Below are 16,280 nucleotides of genomic sequence, written 5' to 3'. Positions count from 1 at the left end.
CTGTTGCGCTAGGCGGGGTCGGATGGCGGCGGCGGACCCGCCTTGCGCAACGCCTCGGTGAGCGAGGTTCGCCCGCTGCCGCGGCGCGCGGGCTTTGGCTGCGTCGGGGACGGGGCCCAGCCGGTCAAGAACACGATCTCGAACCGTTCGGCGGTCCGGCCATCGTCGTCGCCTGCGGCACCAAAGGCCTGTGCCAGCGCGACCAGCGTGCTGCGCGTCATCGCGGTGCGCGTCGCGAGTAGGTTCGATGCCGCCATCCCGCGCAGGTCGCCAAGCAGGCGCCCGACGTCGCGGTAGCCGACATTCAGCGTCTCGACATCGGCAACGGGAAGCGCGAACCCCGCGCGCATCAGCAGATCCCCCGAGGACCGCACGTCGATCTGCGGATGCAGACGCGCGGCGGGACGCTCTGCCTCTGCCATCCGCAGCGCGCCGCGCAACGCGGGCAGGCTGCCCGCGCCCGCGAACGCGCCAAGGAAGAGGCCGTCGGGCCGCAGCACCCGGCGGATCAGGCTCAATGCGCCGGGCAGGTCGTTGACCTGATCGAGGACGCCCGCACTGATCACGAGGTCGAACGAGGCATCGGCGAACGGCAGGCGATCCTCGTCTGCCTGGACGCCGCCATGAGCCGCGGCAAACGCATATCCCGCATCGCACCGCGCGACGCGCGCGCCGGGCGGCGGGACGAACGCGCCGTCGAAGCTGCCAAGATCGAGCACGTCGACGAAATCGCGTTTCACCGCACCGAGTCGCTCGGCGATTCCGTCGAGCATCGTCGCGCGGACGAAATCATGATCGCCATAGACCGGCGCCGCGCGATCGCGGCGGGTCCGGCGGGCGGCACGGTCGAATATCTCGGGCGCGGCGTGGTGGGGATCGGGGGTTTGCACGCCGTGCTTGTGCCGCGTGCATGGTTTGACGACAAGGGTGCGTGCGATGGCTCGATCCGATTGGCGCGGCCGCGCGGCTGGCGCTGCCGCCGCGATGCCCCGGATGCGGGACTCCTGTCGCGGCCGATCACCGTTTCTGTGCGACGTGCTGGAACAGCCTGCGGTTCCTCGGTCCGCCCTGGTGTGCGGCGTGCAACCTGCCGTTCGCGCATGATCGCGGCGACGACGCGCGGTGCGCCGTTTGTCTGGCGGATCCGCCGCGTCACGCGGGTCTGCGCGCCGCGGTGGCCTATGGGCCGGTCGCGCGCAGTCTCGCGCTCCGGTTGAAATATGGCGGGCGTATCGCGTTTGCCGAGACGATGGCGGGGCCGATGGCGCGGTTGCTGCCAGACGGGGCCGACCTGATCGTCCCCGTTCCGCTGCATCGCTGGCGGCTCTGGTCGCGCGGGTTCAACCAGGCCGGGCTGATCGCGGCGGGCGTGGCGTCGCGGTCGGGGGTTCCGGTCGATCATGATGCGCTGCTGCGTCGGCGTCAGACGCTGTCGCTGCGCGGGCTTGGCGGCCGCGCGCGGGCAAGAACCGTCGCGGGGGCGTTCGCGATCAGCGGCGAGGCCAGCCGGGAGGGACGCGTGCGCGACAAGGCCGTGGTGCTCGTCGACGACGTCTGTGCGAGCGGTGCGACGACAGATGCCTGCACGCGCGTGCTGCGGTCGGCGGGTGCGCGGTCCGTGACGATCCTGTGCTGGGCGAGAGTGCTGCCCGAGACCGGAGATTATTGACAAGCCAGGGGTGAGACCACAGGTGGGAAACATGGCAAAAGTTGAAATCTACATCAAGCAATTCTGCCCCTATTGCTCGCGGGCGATGAAGCTTCTCGCATCCAAGGGCGTCGAGCCCGAAACGTTCGACGTGACGATGGGCGGCCCGAAAAAGGCAGAGATGGTCGAGCGCTCCGGCGGTCGCATGACGATGCCGCAGGTCTTCATCGACGGGCGCCATATCGGCGGCTCCGACGACCTGGCGGCACTGGATGCCAGGGGTGGGCTGGACCCGCTGCTGACCTGATGCCACGGATCGGCGTCCTTCAGATGACCAGCGGGATCGATCCCGCCGGCAATGCCGAGACGCTTGTCGATGCGATCCAGGCGGCGGCGGCGGGGGGTGCGGCAATGCTGTTCACGCCTGAAATGTCGGGGCTGATCGATCGTGATCGCGCACGCGGATCGGCCTCGATCACCACGGAAGCTGACGACGCAGTTCTCTCGTCGGTGCGGCACGCGGCGGCAGACGCCGGACTCTGGGTCCATCTCGGGTCGCTCGCTATCCGGCGCGCCGACGGAAAATTCGCCAATCGCGGGTTCGTGATCGATGCGGAGGGTGCGATCCGCGCGCGCTACGACAAGCTCCATCTGTTCGACGTCGATCTGCCGACTGGCGAGAGCTGGCGCGAATCCGCGGCCTATGCTGCCGGCGAGACGGCGACGGTTGTCGAGACCCCCGCCGGGATGCTGGGGACATCGATCTGTTACGACGTGCGGTTTCCCGATCTCTACCGCGCGCTGAGCGACGCCGGCGCGACGCTGTTGTCGGTGCCGGCCGCGTTCACGCAGCCGACCGGCCGTGCGCACTGGGAAGTGTTGTTGCGCGCGCGTGCGATCGAGGCGGGGGCATTCGTCGTCGCGGCGGCGCAGACCGGTATCCACGCCGACGGCCGCGCGACCTATGGGCATTCGCTGGTGATCGACCCCTGGGGCGATGTCATCCTCGACATGCGCGAAGCGGCGGGTCTGCAATTCGCCGACATCGACCCGGCGCGGCTCGACGACGTCCGCGCGCGGATCCCGGCACTGTCGCACCGACGCGCGATCCCGCGCGTGACCGTGGTTCGATGATCGTCTTCGATCTCAAATGCAGCCGGGATCATGTGTTCGAAGCTTGGTTCGGATCGACCGCAGCCTATGACGCACAGCGCGCGAAGGGGCAGGTCCGCTGTCCGCTCTGCGACGATCATGACGTGGGCAAGGCGGTGATGGCGCCAGCGATCGCGAGCAAGGGCAACAGCCGGCCTGAGCGGTCGGGCAAGTTCTCGCCAGAGGCCGCAAAGGCCGCCGTCACCGCGCTGGCCGCGTTCCAGGCGGAGGCGCTCAAGACATCCAAATGGGTCGGAGACCGGTTCGCCGATCGCGCGCGGGCGATGCATCTGGGCGACGAGACGTCGGGTGCGATCTATGGCGAGGCCAGTGTCGCCGAAGCGCGCGCGCTGATCGATGACGGCGTGCCAATCGCGCCTTTGCTGCTGCCGGTGGTTCCGCCGAACAAGGTGAACTGACACGCGCATCGCGCGCGTTAGCCTGGCGTTTGAAGCGCATGCAGGCACGGCACCGCGTTCAACGAAGGCGCATGCGTCGTGAAAGCTGGTGCCCCCGGCGAGATTTGAACACGCGGCCTACGGTTTAGGAAACCGGCCGCGTGTCGTCGCCCACGAGGGAAAGCGACGGATTTCCGCCGTTGCGAGCCCTGTTTGTTCCGGTCTTTCCGGCGAACATACGGGGATCAAGGTGCATGGTGCACCAGGGGGAAGTGGTTGCGCTTGGCCGCTGCGCGCCTGCGCTCATGTGGCCGGGGGTGCGGCATGAAGACGCCGGACATGCTCGACGGTGTAATTGCCGCCGCACTCCCGTTCCATCGGGACTATTCGATCGGCATCATCGTCGACAATTTCGCAGGCGGGGGCGGTGCATCCACCGGGATCGAAGCGGCGACCGGTCGAGATATCGATGTAGCGATCAACCACGACGAGGAAGCGATCGCGATGCACACCGCGAATCATCCTCGGACCCGACACCACTGCCAGAGCATCTGGAGCATCGACCCGCTCGATGCCGTCACCATCGACGGGACGCCCCAGCCAGTCCGCCTCGCTTGGTTCTCGCCTGACTGCACGCACCATTCGAACGCCCGCGGCGGGAAGCCGCGCGAGAAGGGCATCCGTGACCTTGCGTGGGTCGTGGTGTCGTGGGTCGAGCGCCTTGGGCCGAAGCTGAAGCCCGCCGTGATCAAGGTGGAGAACGTCGAGGAATTCTTGACCTGGGGTCCGCTCGACGACGAGGGCAAGCGGATCCCCGGCCGGAACGGCGAGGAATTCGCGAAGTGGGTCGCCGCGCTCCGGCGCCACGGCTACAAGGTTGAGTGGAAGGTGCTGAAGGCGTCGCGCTACGGGACGCCGACCATCCGCAAGCGGCTGTGCCTGATCGCCCGGTGCGATGGCCTGCCTATCGTCTGGCCGGAAGAGACGAACGGCCCAGGCACGCCTGCCCCATACCGGACCGCGGCCGAATGCATCGACTGGTCGATCCCATGCCCGTCGATCTTCCTGACGAAGGAAGAGGGCCGCGCGAACGGCGTGAAACGCCCGCTCGCGGACGCGACGATGGCGCGCATTGCGAAGGGCATCCAGCGTTACGTCATCGACGCGGCGCAGCCGTTCATCGTCAACCTGACGCATCATGGCGGTGACCGGGGCGAGAGCGTTGAGGAGCCGTTCAAGACGATCACCGGCGCGCAGCGCGGCGAGAAGGCGCTCGTCGTGCCGATCGTTTCCTATGCTCAACAGGGCGGCGGGAATCGCAGCGTTCAGGATCCGATGCTCACGATCTGCGCATCGACCAAGGATCAGAACACGATCATCGCGGCGCATATCACCAAGTTCCACGAGGGATCGGTCGGACATGCGGCCGACGAGCCGCTGCATACGATCACGTCGAACAGTTACATCAAGCGACCAGGTGGAAACGTGCCGCTCGGTATCGTGGCCGCGACGATGGTGCAGACCGGATACGGCGAGCGGGAAGGGCAGGCGCCGCGCGCGCTGGACATCGAGGCGCCCCTTGGCACGGTCGTCGCATGCGGCGGCAAGCACGCGCTGGTCTCGGCGTTCCTCGCTCAGCACAATACGATGCCACACGGCGGCATCCACGCCGGACATAGCGCCGAGGAGCCTATGTCGACCGTCACAACGACCGGATCACATCAGGGCGTCGTCGCGGCGCACCTGATCAGCCTGAAGGGATCGGATCGCCGGGATGGACCGGTCGACGAGCCAGTCCCCGCGATCACCGCCGGCGGCCTGCATGTCGGCGAGGTCCGGGCGTTCCTCCTGAAATACTATGGCGGGGAAAGCAGTGACGAGGGTCACGACATCGATGCCCCGCTCGGCAGCGTGACCACGCGCGATCGCTTCGGCCTCGTGATGGTCCAAGGCGAGCCCTATAAGATCGTCGACATCGGGATGCGCATGCTGACACCGCGCGAGCTCTTCGCGGCGCAGGGCTTTCCCGCGGACTATGTCATCGATCCGATCGGCCCGAGCGGGAAGCCGCTAACGAAGACCGCGCAGATCCGCATGTGCGGCAACTCGGTATGCCCGCCGCTCGCCGCCGCGCTGGTCCGCGCGAACTATGAGCAGCCCGCCGCCGCGGAGCTCGCCGCATGATCATCGACACCCTTAATCGGCGAGTGGGAGGGCTATTTTCGGATAAAAGTCGGATCGCCTATTTAGTATTAAAATGGGCAAAAAGCCCAAGATGTTGGATTCGCGCGTTCGTCAAGTGTTAGCCAACAGGCATCAAGCTCTTGCAACCGGTCGCGCATTGCAACACCTTGCTGGTGTTGGGGTCTTTCTCAGTCTCAACCGCTAGGCGATCGCTGAGCGTAACCCCTTGGAGATAACGTCAAACAACCGAACTGCAGCGTCGTAAGATGACGCCTTAGCTAAAACTGTAACCATGTCCCCCGGCCGATTGTCGTCTTCCTCGAAGACGAAATAGCCGCGATCCCCGCCCAACCCAGAGCCAACCGAGGACCGATATGTCTGGCGAGATATCGAAGAGACGCAGACTCTTCGTGAATCGCCGATATCGGCCGAAAGGAAGAGGTCTTCCATGCCGTCAAAACCCAAATACCGCGAAGTCGCCGAGCCAGCGATATCCGCAAACCAGCTTGCTGAGTATCTGACTGCAACTCCCCACGGACGCAAGCGGATTATTCAAAGCGCGCGCTGGCAGTCAACCGCGGTCGTCGCGCGCTATAAGCACGCACGATCCGCCATTGCCGGTTGTCTTTGCGATGCGACGAAGAGCCCTAGCACGTATGCTAAGCATCGATCTGCCTTGGAGGATAAGCTCTCAGCAGCGACATCAGGATGGGAAAAGACCGATCTTGAGGCGTCGATCGAGGCATTGGACAGATATAATGCGACGTTGAACCAAACAGGCGCGAACAAACTTGATTGCACGGCACTGACGGGTTCGGTGCCGCCCTTACTTATCGGGGGCCTAAAGGTCCGGGTCACACCCGACGTCACCATCGCGAAAGACGACCCGAAGGCGCTGGACCCGCGCGTAGGCGCCGTTGTCACGATGATTGCCAAGGGTGAGAGTTCCGGTACGAAGCGCGCAGAGAAGGCAAAAACGGCAGCTGTGCTAGTTTGGCTGTTTGCAGAGAAGCATCTGACGGGAAGGGGCACACCCGACCGAAAGCTATGCTTCTCATTCGATGTCTTCGACGGCAATTTGGTGGCGGCGGGCGCCAGCATCGCCACCCGTATCAATAACATCACCGCCGCGTGCGAAGAAATCGCTCATGGGTGGTCGAAGGCAAGCCCACCCGACGATCTGGACGGCTAGGTCAAGCCCCGAACTCCGGCCCTTCCTCATCAGGATAGAACGCGTGGGGATCGTAGACCGGTCGCGCCGCGGGCCGCATCGGGCGAGACTGCGCGGACTTCGGAGCATCAGGGGCCGGGTCGAGCAGGGTAGAGACACCGCCTCTGAACCGGATACGGATATAGGCCCCGTTCCCGTTTATCGCCTGCAAGACGGCGATCGTGCGGCCCGGCAAGACTGCTCCCTTAAATCTTGAGGTATCGATCAGCAGTCCTCGACAATGGCGACATTTGAATAGGATCGGCAACTGGGGGGATCAGACGTAGCAAGCGCGATCACCCCAGCGACGAGTGCAAGGGCACCAGTGTATGCAAGAGTCAGCTGGAGGCCGGTGGCACCGCGATGATCGGGATCGGGGCTGCCAGCGAATGATGCGATTATGAAGGCAATGACGCCGAAACATACCAGGGGAATAGCAATCATGCTTCCCGTTTCCGTTGTTGATGATCGTAATGCAGGGGCCGCCGCTAAGGTGCCACGATCAAAGGTAGACGCGCCATACTAAATCGGCGCCAAAGTTGCCCCAGTGCGCCCGGCGGTCGCTAGCAAGTTCCTCGAGCTTGCCTATTGGATCACCAGCCCAATACGCTGTGATCTCGCGCCAGGCTGCCTGACTGACATCAACGGTAACATGATCGCCGAGTTCGCTGCGGGCATTAAAGCGCATCGCGCCATCTACAGCCCAGCGGTCGTTCGCTCTACGACTTATCGTGAGTTTCATGATCCGTCTGCTGCCCTTCAGGGCGGCAAATATCAAGGCAGAGCGAACCTGCACTTCCTACCTAAGCCCGTTCTGCTGCCGACTGGAGCCCCCGGTTGGTCTAATATCATCCTGCCGTGGATTAATGCCCGGAACGAACTGCCGCTCCTGACCGCTTGAAGAAACCAGGAGAACAGGCATGCTGACAACGTTGCGTCCTGAGATATTAAGCGTTTCGGCAAATGAAGGCAGGGTTCTCATAGATGCCCCCGGCCTTGCAGTCACGTTAGATATTGAAACGGCGTCATTTCTTTCGGACGAACTACTTGCAGGGTGCGCTTCGGCTCGTCGCCAACAGCATGCGACGATCGCTCAGTCAACGCACTTGGGCCAGTCTAAACCGGGGTAAACAGGATGGCCATTATCTACCGGAGCCGCCGCGGTTCGCACCGGGCGACATTGCACGGTTTACCCCTCTTTCAGCTGACCAATAGGCAGGTTTGGCTGACCGCTGGAAAAATCCTTGCGACGCATGCTGAGATGACCGCCGATTACGTCCGTGACGACCTTGGTGACACGATCGGGCCAAAAATAGGGTTCGAAAATCTGCGTCGGATTGCCGCTGCCGTTGACGCGATCGTGATGGTCGGACCGCATATGCCTAGGTGTTAACGAACAGATTTGGCGGATCGTCCGATTCATTAACGCTTCAAATCTACGCCCGGCGCGGTGAGGGATGCCGTGGCATGATTGACTATGAGCGCTACCTGATTGAGCTCGCCCTGACCGTTCTCCAAGAGGTAGCCGAGGCGCCGGCAGCGGAGCAAAAACCGTCAAGCGGAACTAGGCTAGCCCTTCGAGTCCTTCGTCCTCACTGTCCTGATCAGTGGCCTCTTACGCAATTCTGGAGCGGCATCAACGCAACAGATGACATGGTTCGCCCGCAGATCGTCAAAGCATCGTTGAACGGCATAATCCATCAACTGGAGAAATCGGGCGCTCGGACCATAAACCGGTAGGCGTAGGTGCCGGTAATTTAGCGCATGCCGTCGATCGAGGCGGTCAGTTCGTTTATTGATATAGATTGCCCGAACCGTTCAGGGACGCATAGGCTATGTGGATGATGAACGACCGCGAAGTCTGGCTAAAGGCGATGGCGATCGTGGAAGTGCATGGCACGATGGAGGCCGCTCCGATCGTTGATACAATCCTCGATGTGCTGGGCGACGAGCCCCACAAGAATGATTGGGCGCGTGTCGCCGCGGCTGTCGACGTAATTCTGGAGGGTCAGGCGCAGTGAACGCAGGTCGCTTTGTCAGCTTCCATAATCGTTGAACCGGCTGGCCACCCCGGGAGGAGATGACCAGCCCGGTCATACTTACTGCGGCTTTGTGGAGCTCATGCTCCCCTGAGTTGCCGGCGTATGGTTCATGGTTGCCGGCTTCGATGCTTTGGCCTTGGGCTTCTTCGCCATCGCCTTATCGCCGTTCTGAATCTTTTTTCCGGAAACGGCGACCTTGGCATCCGATCCTGTTGGCGAGCCGGCGCCAGTTGATCCAGTTTGCTGGGCCATCGCGCCTGTGGCCATCATTATTGCGGCGATACCGATACTGAGCTTCATCATCATCGTTCTCCTGCTTGGTCCAGAGGCAACGGGCGACCTGTTCCTTTGATCCTACAAGATGGCGCATCTTAACTTCGACGAGTCGCTTTTGATCCGCTCAAGCGCGGCAGTGACGTGGCTGAGGCTAGGAATCAAAGACCGTCCACAGTTTTCAAACGCCGCTGCTAGCCGAATCGTTCTCTTAATGTTCTATGTGACGGATGGCCGATCCCGCCCCATGACCCTAGCAAATATGCGCGCGATCGGGATTCGGACCCTGTCGGTGCTCTGCCGCTGCGGCCGAGAAAGGGAGGTCGAAGTCGATTGCTTCAACGGCGCCCTCGTCGTCATTCGCATGCATCAGCACTTCCGCTGCGGAGAATGCGGGCAGCGGCCCCAGTCCGTTCGCCCCGGCCCTATGGGGCGCAACGCGATCGGGGGAGGTAGCGGGCACTGGCCGGGAGAGCGAGACCCGCTCTACCGGCCGGGTGATGAAGCTCTATTAATGCTGTGATTCCGATCAAGCTTTGCTGCGTCGCGATGGCGGTCGGCGGTTCGAGCGGTTGGCGAGCAATAGAGGAACCCGCTTGCGAGGACGGAGAGCAGGTCGTAGCGACCACCGGTCTGGGGGAATCTGCAATGGCAATTTCGAGCGCTAATGCGTCAGTTCGGGATCCTTATTGGGATCAGGTAAAGGGTATCGCCATTTTGGCGGTCATCACGATCCATAGCTGCTATGTTGCAGGCTTGCCCCAGAATAGTTTTGCCCTCAGCGCAGTTTTAGCTTGGCGGCAGATTGCAAACTTCGCTGTTCCGGTATTTCTAGCAGTATCCGGCTATCTTGCAGGACGTAGTAAGAGTCCGAAAGATTGGCATTGGGTGTTTAGGCGACTAGGTCTGTTGCTGCCTGCGTACCTGTTTTGGACGATAGTTTTCGTATTGCTATTTCATCGTCGTGATCTGATCGATCCTGTCAAGATGATGGAGCGTCTGTTTTTTGGAACCGGTATTGGCATAGGATACTTTGTCATCGTTCTTGTGCAGATGACATTTTTAACGCCCTTAATCGATCGAGTTCATAAATCATATTTACACGTATTAGCGATGATAACTCTGACGGTCTTAGGAATATCGTTCACGTATACAATGCAATTATACGAGATTGAGCCGTTCAATACCTTCCCTATGTCTGCACTTTTTTTCGCAGTGTGGTATCCTTTTTATCATCTCGGATATTTCGCGGGAAAGCGCGATTGGAACCCTTCGTCAAAAGCTGCGCTAGGCTTGGCGATCATCACGTTGGCGCTGAGCTTCGCCGAGGCATTCTTCTGGAAAGGGACACTCCCGGCGTTCGCCGCCTCACAGACGAAGGCGACATCGCTGGCTTTTTCGCTATCTATTACCCTTCTAATTTTGGCTAACCGAGACGTTGCTGAGCGCCGTTCGGTGGCCTTTCTCGCTTGGCTGGGACGCGCTTCGTATTTTGTGTATTTATTTCATCTAATTCCGGTCTCTCTGAGCAAGACGATTGCTCACAAAGTCGGCCTGCCAAAGTTTACATTGTCAGAGATGTTGTTTGTAGCCATGGCCACAATCCTGATTTCCATATTGGCGGCGTTTACTGCTCAAAAGACGGTGCCGAGCTTCGCCAAAAGGTGGGTTCTTGGATAGAAAGTCAGCGAATTATCGTTTTCGCTGATCGACGATTTCGTACCACGTGCCGCTGACGAGCTTTAGCGTGTCGTTTTTCTTCAAGAGGATCGGCGAACCGCGTGCCTTGATACGGGCGTTGATACGGGCAATGATCTCCGGCGTGGCGAGGGTAATAGTGCCGTTGCCTTTCCGGTCGACCAGTACCTCGCCCACATCGAACCCACGTGGCGCAGCGACCGTCATCGGCGTGTTCACCGCATAGCCCTTGACGTCCATCGCGCAGGACTTGCCCAGGGAGAGCTTTACGTTCGAAGCTCTCCCGCCATCGTGATATCGAACGAATGGAGTGCCTGCAGGGACGTCAATCACGCACTCGTCGATGTTGATCACGGCATTCGGTCCCAACGAAAACAGCGCCTGCTTGCCCGTCGATCGGAAGGTCACGCGCTTAGCGGTCAGCGAGCCCGCGCCCATGCCGTACTTGCCATCGTTGCGCGTGCTGGTCTCGATATGGACCTCGGTCGGGTTGATGCTCTCGATGCTGGTCGCCGTGTGCATCGAATACCAAAGGCGGAAGCTCTTCTTGTTGCCGATCGCAGTGACCCGGTCGAGCAGGTCATTGCGCGCCTTGCTATCGTATCCGCCATCGGTGCAGCCCGACAGCACAACGTCGCGCAGCGTAAGGCCGACAAAGCCCCACTCCGCGTCGATGCAATCGCCCTGTCGATATTTGCCGTTCGCGATCGTCGTCCAGTCGCGGATCGTGGTGCGCTCGATCAGGAGATTGCGGCCATGTTCGGCATAGATCCCCGCAGGGAAGATCGTGTTCGCCTGCGGCTTGACGCCGCTGAACACGCTGTTGCGGATCGTGATGTTGGCGCTCTCCTTTTCGAGATTCACCCCGCGCTGGCTGGCGGTGATCGTGGCGTGGTCGATTACCGTGCCCGACGGGTCGCCCTTGTTGTCGTCGAACCATCGGTAGGCGCCAGCGGACGTGTACGGCTTTTCGGCTGAACCGATGCGGGCGTTCGGCTTTGGAGTGACGCTCGAGGCCGCCAGTACGGGGGCGGCGAACAGGGTGGCAATAAGCGCGATGCGAGCGGGCATTCTTCCAATTCCCTTGCGTTGACAGTGTGGAGCGATCAGGAGCGGTGACCCAGAAGGAGCGCTAGATGATCGAGTGGATTGACCGGATGCTGCTTGCATGCGTCGAATGGTTCGAGCGCGAAGCCAAAGACGCTTGGGACAACCAAGACGATAGCGTTTGGTAAGCATTACAGCGCGCCGAACACGAGGTTATCAAGATGGGCACCAGACCCGGCGCCGAAGCCTGAGCCGCCCGAGGCAGTCTGGAACCGAGCACCATAGTTCAGACCAAGGCCGCCAGTTTCGTCGGTTGCATCCGTTGCGGTGATTATCGGGGTCGTGTCCCCGTTCAGATACACTCGCTGGAAACCTGGGCCGACTTCGAGGCGCAGAGTGAACGACGACCCAACGGTGGCTGCGAACGTGTAATTTGTACCGAGGATCGTCGCGGCGCCAGCGACTAGCTTCTGGAGCGAAATGTTCTGCCCGTTGTAGCGAGCGAGATACCCCGTAGTGCTCGTCGCGCTGTTGTTGTGGCGCAAGGCCAGCCCGGTCGCCAGGTTCGTATTATTCGACAACGCGATGAACGTGGCTTGAGCGTACACGCCGTTGCCCACCGCTACCTGCCCATAGCTGCCAATTTCAAAAGAGCTGGCCGCGGTCGGGCCTCTGAGCGCGTTTGTCGCAGTGATGGCCGATGTATTAGGCGACCCCGTTCCCAAAGTGATGGCACGCGTCGACCAGAGCGCACCGGAGGCTGCGTCGTTGAAGTCGTCCGTCCGCAGTACGCCTGGGCCGCCAGCACTTGCAGCCATAACGACGTCAGCAGCAGCAAACGCCCAAGGACTGTAGGTCCCGTCGCTAAACTTGGCGCGAGCCTTTATCCGGTATGTGTTCTCGGCCATGCCGGTGAAGCGAGCAGTGGTAGCTGCGACATCAGACAGCGCAACGACCATCACCCCGGCAACTAGAGCATAGTAATCGTAGCTCACCGCCCCAGCAGCAGCCGTGAGGGACACGTCGATAATACCAGAACCTGGGGTCGGGGTAGGAGATGTGACCCCTGTTGGTGCGGTTCTAAGGTTCAGCTGAACACCGTCCAGAATGGTGTTCGCATATGCGGTGTGGCCTGCGTCATTCGGGTGTAGACCATCACCGCCAACCAAAGACGTTTGGTTCAGCGTCGCCTCGTAGACAGGCGCGTAAAACGCACCGAATTCAGTAGCGACATCCTTTACTGCCTGCGCGTGTGCCGCCAGCCCGGCCTGCGTTTGTCCGTTAAAATCGGCGTCGTTCGGGTTGTTCGTCAGATAGTTGTCTGAAACCCAGAACGGGGAGGCGAGCGCGACCGTGTCCTTCGTGTACCCGCCAACGAACCAGATATTCATGCATTCGCGTAGATCATTCTTGAAGCCGGCCAAGTTGATCGACGCAGGTGCGCCCATATACCTTTCGTCGTTTACGCCATACGCACAGACGAGGAATGCCCTCTTGCCCCCTGCCAGAACTGCCGACGTACGGTCGCGCCCGTTGTCGGTGCGCGGAAGCCCCGTTTTATCGGGGTTGTTCGTCAAGAAGGTGCTGCCGATCCCGGCGTTATACACCGAGGCGCCGAGGGCAGTCGCTACAATGTTGATGTAGCGCCGACCGGACGAGCTGGCCCCTGCACCTGCCATCATGCTGTCGCCGAAACCTGCGATCGAGGCAAACGATAGCGTCCGGAGCGTGCCCGGTGTCGGCGTAGGCGTTGGCGTAGGGGTAGGTGTTGGGGTGACGCCGCCAGGGATCGGGCTTCCGATTGCCGCGAGCAAGCCCGCGGCCGCTCCGACCATTACCACGCTGTAGGGCAGGAAGACCCGGCGCGTCGCGGTGCCGGGGCCGTGCTGAAGCACCACCTCGGTCAGCATGGTCGGATCGAGCGCGCCGCCCGCCGACAGCGCACCGGCCTCGGCAGGGTTGGCCGCGGCGGCAACGCCCGCGCGCACCGCGGCTGATGCGACTGCGTCCTCGACCGTGAGGCGCGCGGGACGGCGATCCGGGAACCGGGGGTCCCAGAGTAGAATGGTTTTCATCGACGATTTCCCGTATCAAGAGGGGCGAAGTTAGGATCTGAAATGAAGCGACGCGTGACGGTGCAGGGGCGCCATGTTGAAGTGCAGATTGACGAGACCTCGCCGGGCGTATGGACGGCGAGCGCAGAGCATCGCGGCGAGCTCCTGAAGACCACCGGCCCAGCGGCAAACCGCGCAGCTTCAGATTGGCGGGACGCGGCCAACGAGATCGAAGGCAGGCATTACCTGGGCCAAGCCTGAACCGCTAAACCGCGGCGCGCATCACATAGGGCGAGGTCGGCACGCGCGTCTCGGATGGAGCCCTCGGCGTCTGCGCTGTTCGAGCTACCGTCTGACTGCCGGCGTACCGGCGTCGCCGTGCAGGGCTTCGTCGCCTCCATCGGGACTGGCGGGATCACCGGCGAATAGTTCAGCGTCGAGCGCGTCGATCCCGCGCACGCGGTCAGCAGGCAGACAGGCAGCACGGCCAGCATCAGTTTGCGCATAGGTCCTCACGGTGTCAGTGGATCGAAGAATGATGGGTTCGCGATTCGCGAGGCGGTCGGCGAAGGTCGTCAGCGCCGTGGTTTGCTGGACCGCGAACCGCTTTTCCGCCGCAGCGCGCAGCTGCTCGGCTTTCGCAATCTCGGCAGTCCACGACGCGCGTTCGGACTTCAGCGTGGCCGTACGATCGGCGAGCGTCTCGCGGGTAAAGAGCAGCGCGACGAGCAGGCCAATCATGGGGACCGTCCACCAGAAGCGGCGCAGCAGGGCGAAGCCCGCCGCCCAGGTCATGCTTCGTTCGAAGATGAGGGGACGCCCGCGGTCGAGGTCATCAACCGGGGCTTCCCGATGACAGCACGCCGGATCGGCCAGCGCCGCGCGATGCACCGCGACTTCTCCAGCCGCATGATGCTGACCCGGTCGCCCTGATTGCCGCCGAGGACGTGGTAGCTGGTCTTATCCTCGCCGAGGTAGAAGCCGACGTGTCCACCACCCGGTCGTTCGAAGACAAGAACGGCGCCGGGTGCAATGCGATCGGCCGCGATGTTCGCGCCCCACGTCGCCCAGGCCTTCGCGCGCACCGCGATCGGCGCGGCCGGGATGCCGTCTTCGGCGAGGCAGTGTGCGACGAACAGCCCGCACCACGGCACGCTGTCGGCGTTGTAGAGCATGCCCAGCGCCTTCGCGCCGAGCCTCTTCGCCCACCCCATGATGGTCGGGCTGTTCGCGGCCCCCGGTGCCTCGCGGGTACCAAGAAGCGACCGAGCATGGCGAAGCCACGCCGGCTCTGATGCCGTCGTCATGATTTTTTCCTTCGATGTGAAGCTATTGGTCGGATTGGTCGTTATCGACGCGCCTAGCTAACCCTAATCGGCTCGGGCCGGCCCGCCAGAACCCCTCCCGGTTGGGCGGGCCGTTAGAGTTTCTTGTCGATCTCGCGCAGGGTCGCCGTCATTTCAGCGGGAACCGCTGGCTTGCCGGGGAGGGCGGCGTCGAGCGCGTCGATGGCGCTCTGTCCGCGCCGCTTGAAGAAGGTGATGATTCCGGTTCCGATCGCGCCGAGTGCCCCCCCGGTGCCAAGCGCGGCGAACAGGTTGACCTGCTGCTCGGCGATCCAGACCGCAGTGACGAGCATCGCGATCCCCGTCACGATCGCGTCAAGCGCCCAGCGCTTCGGGCCGGGAGTGTCCAGCGTGATGAAGAGCCGCACCATGAGGCACGCGAGAAGCCCGACGATCATCGACCCGGCTGGAAAGCTATACCCAAGGAACGACCAGATAACCGGTACCGATACGCCCGGTACCGCAGCGATAGCCCCCTCTCGCATTACCGCAGCCCGACGGCAGCGGTCGCCATCAGCAGGCTTACGACGAGGATCGCGATCGGGCGCCGCAGCTGCGGCCAGCGCGACCACATGTCGACGGGCAGGGGGGCCTTGCGCAGCTGGAACTCGAGCATTGGTTCGGCGAGAATATGCAGCGCCATCCAGGTGAACCCGAAGCCGACCGAAACCGGATCTAGCCAGCGCTTAAGCTCCGCGACCCGCTCGATCGTCTCGGCATCGCCCGAGCTCCACGACCATAGGCTGATCGCCTCCGCGCCGCCCCGGGTCGCGACCGCGCAGCCGGCAAGGAAGACGATGATGCGGTAGAGGGACACCGGGTCGGTCGGATGATCGAAGGCGCGGCATGCCCAGATGCGGCGCGCCTGCTTCCCGGCCATCATCAGCCCGAGGCACATGGCCGCGGTCATCACGAACAGGTTCCAGGCAAGCAGGCCCGGATTGTCCGCAAGCGATGGCGGCGCGAGCGCGGCTGTCGACCGCATCGCCTCGCCGATATAGTTGCTCGTGGCTGTCGCGGTCATGGCTCAGGCTGCCGCGCGCAGATAGATGACGATCATGTTCGGCTCGCCGGTGTCGTCGGATCCCAGGGTCATCTGGCTCATCGCCTTGCCCGGGGCCATGAGCGCGATAACCGCGTCGACAGCTTCTTGCTTAGGGGTCTTTGCAGGCACGTCGGTGCTCTTGGTCGACTTGGTCGCCATGGTCGTTCTCCTTCGTGAGTATCG

Annotated in this window: 20 protein-coding genes; 9 read left to right on the top strand and 11 right to left on the bottom strand. The window is 62.3% G+C overall.

All coding sequences use genetic code 11. The features are described from left to right. Nucleotides 1-8: 8 nt before the first annotated feature. A complete protein-coding gene (locus tag ASE72_RS02145) occupies nucleotides 9-890 on the bottom strand; it encodes a class I SAM-dependent methyltransferase (protein WP_056016052.1) in 882 nt (293 codons plus the stop codon). Between the two features lie 41 nt (nucleotides 891-931). Here ASE72_RS02145 and ASE72_RS02140 point away from each other — a divergent pair, with 41 nt between their 5' ends. The 6 genes from ASE72_RS02140 to ASE72_RS20085 all read left to right on the top strand — a co-directional run bounded on the left by ASE72_RS02140 (nucleotide 932) and on the right by ASE72_RS20085 (nucleotide 6,574). Next, nucleotides 932-1,669, top strand: coding sequence for a ComF family protein (locus ASE72_RS02140; RefSeq protein ID WP_056016049.1), 738 nt, complete (start codon nucleotides 932-934; stop codon nucleotides 1,667-1,669). 31 nt (nucleotides 1,670-1,700) lie between these two features. Beyond that, complete coding sequence (grxC, locus tag ASE72_RS02135) at nucleotides 1,701-1,955, top strand: glutaredoxin 3 (protein WP_056016046.1); 255 nt, start codon at nucleotides 1,701-1,703, stop codon at nucleotides 1,953-1,955. Further along, nucleotides 1,955-2,782, top strand: a complete 828-nt coding sequence (locus ASE72_RS02130; protein WP_056016043.1) for a carbon-nitrogen hydrolase family protein — start codon at nucleotides 1,955-1,957, stop codon at nucleotides 2,780-2,782. Before grxC ends, ASE72_RS02130 begins: the two co-directional genes overlap by 1 nt. Beyond that, nucleotides 2,779-3,219, top strand: coding sequence for a DUF1178 family protein (locus ASE72_RS02125; RefSeq protein WP_056016040.1), 441 nt, complete (start codon nucleotides 2,779-2,781; stop codon nucleotides 3,217-3,219). Before ASE72_RS02130 ends, ASE72_RS02125 begins: the two co-directional genes overlap by 4 nt. 303 nt (nucleotides 3,220-3,522) lie before the next feature. Continuing rightward, complete coding sequence (locus tag ASE72_RS02120; RefSeq protein ID WP_235532193.1) at nucleotides 3,523-5,382, top strand: DNA cytosine methyltransferase; 1,860 nt, start codon at nucleotides 3,523-3,525, stop codon at nucleotides 5,380-5,382. A gap of 448 nt (nucleotides 5,383-5,830) precedes the next feature. Continuing rightward, nucleotides 5,831-6,574 (top strand): hypothetical protein, encoded by a 744-nt coding sequence (locus tag ASE72_RS20085; protein WP_156350071.1) that lies wholly within the window; start codon nucleotides 5,831-5,833, stop codon nucleotides 6,572-6,574. A gap of 520 nt (nucleotides 6,575-7,094) precedes the next feature. Here the strand turns inward: ASE72_RS20085 and ASE72_RS20080 are convergent. After that, on the bottom strand, nucleotides 7,095-7,334 hold the full coding sequence (locus ASE72_RS20080; RefSeq protein WP_156350069.1) for a hypothetical protein: 240 nt from the start codon (nucleotides 7,332-7,334) through the stop codon (nucleotides 7,095-7,097). A gap of 447 nt (nucleotides 7,335-7,781) precedes the next feature. After that, entirely contained in the window at nucleotides 7,782-7,970 is a 189-nt protein-coding gene (locus tag ASE72_RS02105; protein ID WP_056016031.1) for a hypothetical protein, read from the bottom strand. Nucleotides 7,971-8,436: 466 nt separating this feature from the next. On the opposite strand from ASE72_RS02105, the gene ASE72_RS02100 reads away from it, so the two are divergent. Further along, nucleotides 8,437-8,613: a hypothetical protein gene (locus tag ASE72_RS02100; protein ID WP_156350067.1), complete on the top strand. Its 177-nt coding sequence runs from the start codon at nucleotides 8,437-8,439 to the stop codon at nucleotides 8,611-8,613. Between the two features lie 78 nt (nucleotides 8,614-8,691). Here ASE72_RS02100 and ASE72_RS20075 read toward each other — a convergent pair whose 3' ends face one another. Continuing rightward, entirely contained in the window at nucleotides 8,692-8,937 is a 246-nt protein-coding gene (locus ASE72_RS20075) for a hypothetical protein (protein WP_156350065.1), read from the bottom strand. Nucleotides 8,938-9,426: 489 nt separating this feature from the next. On the opposite strand from ASE72_RS20075, the gene ASE72_RS19515 reads away from it, so the two are divergent. Then, on the top strand, nucleotides 9,427-10,587 hold the full coding sequence (locus tag ASE72_RS19515) for an acyltransferase (RefSeq protein ID WP_082445728.1): 1,161 nt from the start codon (nucleotides 9,427-9,429) through the stop codon (nucleotides 10,585-10,587). Between the two features lie 12 nt (nucleotides 10,588-10,599). Here ASE72_RS19515 and ASE72_RS02085 read toward each other — a convergent pair whose 3' ends face one another. Both ASE72_RS02085 and ASE72_RS02080 read right to left on the bottom strand, forming a co-directional pair. Beyond that, nucleotides 10,600-11,676, bottom strand: a complete 1,077-nt coding sequence (locus ASE72_RS02085) for a hypothetical protein (protein WP_056016020.1) — start codon at nucleotides 11,674-11,676, stop codon at nucleotides 10,600-10,602. 167 nt (nucleotides 11,677-11,843) lie between these two features. Continuing rightward, entirely contained in the window at nucleotides 11,844-13,727 is a 1,884-nt protein-coding gene (locus tag ASE72_RS02080) for an SGNH/GDSL hydrolase family protein (protein ID WP_056016017.1), read from the bottom strand. Between the two features lie 42 nt (nucleotides 13,728-13,769). Between ASE72_RS02080 and ASE72_RS02075 the strand changes: the two genes are divergently transcribed. Continuing rightward, nucleotides 13,770-13,967: a hypothetical protein gene (locus tag ASE72_RS02075; RefSeq protein ID WP_056016014.1), complete on the top strand. Its 198-nt coding sequence runs from the start codon at nucleotides 13,770-13,772 to the stop codon at nucleotides 13,965-13,967. An 84-nt stretch (nucleotides 13,968-14,051) separates the two neighbouring features. On the opposite strand, the gene ASE72_RS02070 is transcribed toward ASE72_RS02075, so the two are convergent. The 5 genes from ASE72_RS02070 to ASE72_RS20070 form a co-directional block, all read right to left on the bottom strand. Further along, nucleotides 14,052-14,501: a hypothetical protein gene (locus ASE72_RS02070; RefSeq protein WP_056016011.1), complete on the bottom strand. Its 450-nt coding sequence runs from the start codon at nucleotides 14,499-14,501 to the stop codon at nucleotides 14,052-14,054. Then, nucleotides 14,498-15,013 carry a TIGR02594 family protein gene (locus ASE72_RS02065; protein WP_056016008.1) on the bottom strand — a complete coding sequence of 172 codons (516 nt, stop codon included), beginning with the start codon at nucleotides 15,011-15,013 and terminating at the stop codon, nucleotides 14,498-14,500. Before ASE72_RS02065 ends, ASE72_RS02070 begins: the two co-directional genes overlap by 4 nt. Nucleotides 15,014-15,126: 113 nt before the next feature. Continuing rightward, nucleotides 15,127-15,423 carry a hypothetical protein gene (locus ASE72_RS02060; RefSeq protein WP_156350063.1) on the bottom strand — a complete coding sequence of 99 codons (297 nt, stop codon included), beginning with the start codon at nucleotides 15,421-15,423 and terminating at the stop codon, nucleotides 15,127-15,129. Nucleotides 15,424-15,536: 113 nt separating this feature from the next. Beyond that, on the bottom strand, nucleotides 15,537-16,076 hold the full coding sequence (locus tag ASE72_RS02055; protein ID WP_056016002.1) for a hypothetical protein: 540 nt from the start codon (nucleotides 16,074-16,076) through the stop codon (nucleotides 15,537-15,539). Nucleotides 16,077-16,079: 3 nt separating this feature from the next. Continuing rightward, on the bottom strand, nucleotides 16,080-16,256 hold the full coding sequence (locus tag ASE72_RS20070; protein ID WP_156350061.1) for a hypothetical protein: 177 nt from the start codon (nucleotides 16,254-16,256) through the stop codon (nucleotides 16,080-16,082). Between the last annotated feature and the right edge of the window lie 24 nt (nucleotides 16,257-16,280).

Source organism: Sphingomonas sp. Leaf20 (assembly GCF_001421535.1).
GTDB lineage: Bacteria > Pseudomonadota > Alphaproteobacteria > Sphingomonadales > Sphingomonadaceae > Sphingomonas.
This window is presented reverse-complemented; position numbering and strand designations above follow the sequence as displayed.

What these genes read in the sequence shown, in the direction of transcription:
- grxC (WP_056016046.1), top strand. Translation starts at nt 1,701, where the DNA reads ATGGCAAAAGTTGAAATCTACATCAAGCAATTCTGCCCCTATTGCTCG.
- ASE72_RS02130 (WP_056016043.1), top strand. Translation starts at nt 1,955, where the DNA reads ATGCCACGGATCGGCGTCCTTCAGATGACCAGCGGGATCGATCCCGCC.
- ASE72_RS02125 (WP_056016040.1), top strand. Translation starts at nt 2,779, where the DNA reads ATGATCGTCTTCGATCTCAAATGCAGCCGGGATCATGTGTTCGAAGCT.
- ASE72_RS02120 (WP_235532193.1), top strand. Translation starts at nt 3,523, where the DNA reads ATGAAGACGCCGGACATGCTCGACGGTGTAATTGCCGCCGCACTCCCG.
- ASE72_RS20085 (WP_156350071.1), top strand. Translation starts at nt 5,831, where the DNA reads ATGCCGTCAAAACCCAAATACCGCGAAGTCGCCGAGCCAGCGATATCC.
- ASE72_RS20080 (WP_156350069.1), bottom strand. Translation starts at nt 7,334, where the DNA reads ATGAAACTCACGATAAGTCGTAGAGCGAACGACCGCTGGGCTGTAGAT.
- ASE72_RS02105 (WP_056016031.1), bottom strand. Translation starts at nt 7,970, where the DNA reads ATGCGGTCCGACCATCACGATCGCGTCAACGGCAGCGGCAATCCGACG.
- ASE72_RS02100 (WP_156350067.1), top strand. Translation starts at nt 8,437, where the DNA reads ATGAACGACCGCGAAGTCTGGCTAAAGGCGATGGCGATCGTGGAAGTG.
- ASE72_RS20075 (WP_156350065.1), bottom strand. Translation starts at nt 8,937, where the DNA reads ATGATGAAGCTCAGTATCGGTATCGCCGCAATAATGATGGCCACAGGC.
- ASE72_RS02085 (WP_056016020.1), bottom strand. Translation starts at nt 11,676, where the DNA reads ATGCCCGCTCGCATCGCGCTTATTGCCACCCTGTTCGCCGCCCCCGTA.
- ASE72_RS02080 (WP_056016017.1), bottom strand. Translation starts at nt 13,727, where the DNA reads ATGAAAACCATTCTACTCTGGGACCCCCGGTTCCCGGATCGCCGTCCC.
- ASE72_RS02075 (WP_056016014.1), top strand. Translation starts at nt 13,770, where the DNA reads ATGAAGCGACGCGTGACGGTGCAGGGGCGCCATGTTGAAGTGCAGATT.
- ASE72_RS02070 (WP_056016011.1), bottom strand. Translation starts at nt 14,501, where the DNA reads ATGACCTGGGCGGCGGGCTTCGCCCTGCTGCGCCGCTTCTGGTGGACG.
- ASE72_RS02065 (WP_056016008.1), bottom strand. Translation starts at nt 15,013, where the DNA reads ATGACGACGGCATCAGAGCCGGCGTGGCTTCGCCATGCTCGGTCGCTT.
- ASE72_RS02060 (WP_156350063.1), bottom strand. Translation starts at nt 15,423, where the DNA reads ATGGTGCGGCTCTTCATCACGCTGGACACTCCCGGCCCGAAGCGCTGG.
- ASE72_RS02055 (WP_056016002.1), bottom strand. Translation starts at nt 16,076, where the DNA reads ATGACCGCGACAGCCACGAGCAACTATATCGGCGAGGCGATGCGGTCG.
- ASE72_RS20070 (WP_156350061.1), bottom strand. Translation starts at nt 16,256, where the DNA reads ATGGCGACCAAGTCGACCAAGAGCACCGACGTGCCTGCAAAGACCCCT.